The organism is Thauera phenylacetica B4P, assembly GCF_000310225.1.
Taxonomy (GTDB): Bacteria; Pseudomonadota; Gammaproteobacteria; order Burkholderiales; family Rhodocyclaceae; genus Thauera; species Thauera phenylacetica.
Genome location: NZ_AMXF01000322.1, coordinates 1 through 3,439 on the forward strand (window position 1 = coordinate 1; position 3,439 = coordinate 3,439).

Consider the following 3,439-nt stretch of genomic DNA (forward strand, 5'->3'; position numbering starts at 1 on the left):
CGCTGCGCGCCCGCCTCGAAGCCTTCTGCGCCCCGCCCGCCACGCTGCCGGCGGCGCTGGGGGAGGGGGCCGGGGCGGCCGAGGTCGCCGCCGCGATCGACGTCGGCGACAGCGTGGCGCTCGGCGCCGAGCACTGGCACCTGTCGCTGCGCTTCGCGCCCGAGGTGCTGAAGAACGGCATGGATCCGCTCGCCTTCGTGCACTACCTGCGCACGCTCGGCGAGCTGGTGCACGTCGAGACCATCGCCGACGCCCTGCCCGAGCTCGCCGCCGCCGACCCGGAGTGCTGCTACCTCGGCTTCGAGATCGCGTTGCGCAGCGCAGCCGCGCGCGCCGAGATCGAATCGGTGTTCGAGTTCGTGCAGGACAGCGCGCGCATCGTGCTGGTACCGCCGGCGGCGCGCGTGGAGGAATACCTCGCCCTCATCGAGGCGCTCGACGAGGACCCGCGCCGGCTCGGCGAGATCCTCGTGGCCTGCGGCTCGGTCACCGTGCGCGAGCTCGAGGCGGCGCTCGCCGCCCAGCACGCGCAGGCCGAGGCGCCGCGCGTGGGCGAGCTGCTGGTCGAGCAGGCCGGCGTGCCGGCGCAGGTGGTGAACGCCGCGCTCGGCAAGCAGAAGGCCGCCGAGGAGCGCCGCGCGAGCGAGACGCGCAGCGTCAAGGTGCCCGCCGACCGGCTCGACGCCCTCATCGACCAGGTCGGCGAGCTGGTGATCGCCGGCGCCGCCACCCAGCTGCAGGCCCAGCAGGCCGGCAGCCGCGCGCTGCAGGAGACCGCCGCCAACCTGCTGCGCCTCGTCGAGGACGTGCGCGACGCCGCGCTGCGCCTGCGCATGACCCCGATCGGCGAGGTCTTCAACCGCTTCCCGCGCGTGGTGCGCGACCTCGCCCGCGAGCTCGGCAAGGACATCGAGCTGGTGATCCGCGGCGCCGAGGCCGAGCTCGACAAGTCCATGGTCGAGAAGATCGGCGACCCGCTCATGCACCTCGTGCGCAACGCCATCGACCACGGCATCGAGTCGCCCGCGCGCCGCGCCGAGACGGGCAAGCCGGCGCGCGGCCGGGTCGAGCTGCGCGCCTTCCACGAGTCCGGCAGCATCGTGATCGAGGTCGCCGACGACGGCGGCGGGCTGGATGCGCAGCGCATCCTCGCCAAGGCCGTCGAGCGCGGCCTGGTCGCGCCCGAGGCCGTGCTCTCCGAGGCCCAGATCCACCGCCTCGTGCTGGAGCCGGGCTTCTCCACCGCGGCCGCGCTCACCAGCCTGTCCGGCCGCGGCGTCGGCATGGACGTGGTCAAGAGCAGCGTCGACGCGCTGCGCGGCAGCCTCGACATCCACAGCGCGCCGGGGCAGGGCACCACGATGCGGCTGTGCCTGCCGCTCACGCTGGCGATCATCGACGGCTTCCAGGTCGGCGTCGCCGGCGCCACCTTCATCCTGCCGCTCGACGCGGTGGTCGAGTGCATCGAGTTGCCGGCGGAGGCCGGCGCCGACGGCTACCTCGACCTGCGCGGCCAGGTCCTGCCCTTCCTGCGCCTGCGCGCCCTGTTCGCGCTCGAGGGCGCGCCGCCGCCGCGGCAGAACGTGGTGGTGGTGCGCTTCGGCGGGCGCCAGGCGGGGATTGCGGTGGACCGTCTGCTCGGCGAATGCCAGGCGGTGATCAAGCCGCTCGGGCCGCTCTTCGAGCGCGTCGCCGGCATCGCCGGCTCCACCATCCTGGGCAGCGGCGAGGTCGCGCTGATCCTGGACGTGCCACAACTGGTCCAGCGTGCGATCGCGCACGAGGGTCGCGACACCGGGGGTGCGCCGCGGGCGCGCTTCCTTGCTGCATGAATGCTTTTGAAGAAACCGGAAACAGGGGAAAGAGAATGTTCAGGAACATGAAGGTAGGTGTGAAGCTGGGGCTGGGCTTCGGTCTCGTGCTGGTGCTGCTGGGGACGCTGCTCGCGGTGGGCATCCTGCGGCTGACCGACATCAAGCGCGATGTCGATGTGGTGGTGAACGAGCTGTGGCCCAAGACGCAGCTGCTGCAGGACGGCCTGGTCGGCGTCAACGAGATCGCGCTGGGCGGGCGCGAGCTGGTGATCGCCGAGAACGGCGAGCAGATCCAGCGCGCCAAGGACCGCATGCTCGGCGGGCGCGAGCGCGTCGGCAAGGCCTGGGACACGCTCGGGCCGATGCTGGCGCAGCCGCGCGGCAAGGAGCTCTTCGCCGAGGTGCTCGACAGCCGCCAGCGCTTCATCCCGGCGCAGAACCGCCTCATCGAGCTCGTCGAGCAGGGCCGCAGCGACGAGGCGCGCGCCTACCTGCGCGGCGACTACGACGCCGTCGCGGTGCAGTACCGCCAGCGCGTCAACGCGCTGACCGCCTACCAGGGCGAGCTGCTCACCGGCACCGGCAGCGAGACCGCCGAGACCGTCGCCACGGCCACGCTGACCATGTCGGTGCTGGGCGGCATCGCGCTGCTGGTGGGCGTGGTGGTGGCGATGCTGATCACCCGCGGGCTGCTGCGCCAGCTCGGCGGCGAGCCCGACTATGCGGCGGAGATCGCGCGCAAGGTCGCTGCCGGCGACCTCACGGTGGATGTGCAATTGCGCGCCGGTGACGACATCAGCCTGCTGGCGGGAATGCAGCGCATGGTGGGCAGCCTGTCGCAGACCCTGGGCGAGGTGCGCGGCGCGGCCGACGCCCTGTCCGCGGCCTCCGAGCAGGTGAGCGCGACCTCGCAGTCGCTGGCGCAGGGCTCGTCCGAGCAGGCCGCCAGCCTGGAGGAGACCTCGGCCTCGATCGAGCAGATGTCCGCCTCGATCGGCCAGAACACCGAGAACGCCCGCGTCACCGACGGCATGGCGAGCAAGTCCGCCGCCGACGCCAACGAGGGCGGCGAGGCGGTGCGCGCGACGGTGGAGGCGATGCGTTCGATCGCCGACAAGATCGGCATCGTCGACGACATCGCCTACCAGACCAACCTGCTCGCGCTCAACGCCGCGATCGAGGCAGCGCGTGCCGGCGAGCACGGCAAGGGCTTCGCGGTGGTGGCGGCCGAGGTGCGCAAGCTGGCCGAGCGCAGCCAGGTCGCGGCGCAGGAGATCGGCGAGCTCGCCGGCTCCAGCGTCAAGACCGCCGAGCGCGCCGGCGCCCTGCTCGAGGAGATCGTGCCCTCGATCCGCAAGACCGCCGAGCTGGTGCAGGAGATCACCGCCTCGTCCGAGGAACAGTCGGCCGGCGCGGGGCAGATCAACATCGCCATGAGCCAGATCAGCCAGACCACGCAGCAGAACGCCTCGGCCTCGGAGGAGCTGTCGGCGACCGCCGAGGAGATGAACAGCCAGGCCGAGCAGCTGCAGCGCCTGGTGGCGCAGTTCCGCCTCGACCCGCAGGCGCAGCAGGCCGCCGGCGACGGCGGTGCCCCGCGCGCCGCCCGCGCCCACGCGGCCCCC

General features: G+C 72.9%; 2 protein-coding genes. Both read left to right on the forward strand.

The window, feature by feature from the left end; all coding sequences use genetic code 11:
- Positions 1-1,832, forward strand: a 1,832-nt coding sequence (locus tag C667_RS21245) for a chemotaxis protein CheA (protein ID WP_051174708.1), incomplete at its 5' end; no start/stop codon positions are given.
- A gap of 47 nt (positions 1,833-1,879) precedes the next feature.
- Positions 1,880-3,439 (forward strand): methyl-accepting chemotaxis protein (locus tag C667_RS21250; protein WP_245538522.1); only part of this gene is annotated, 1,560 nt, incomplete at its 3' end.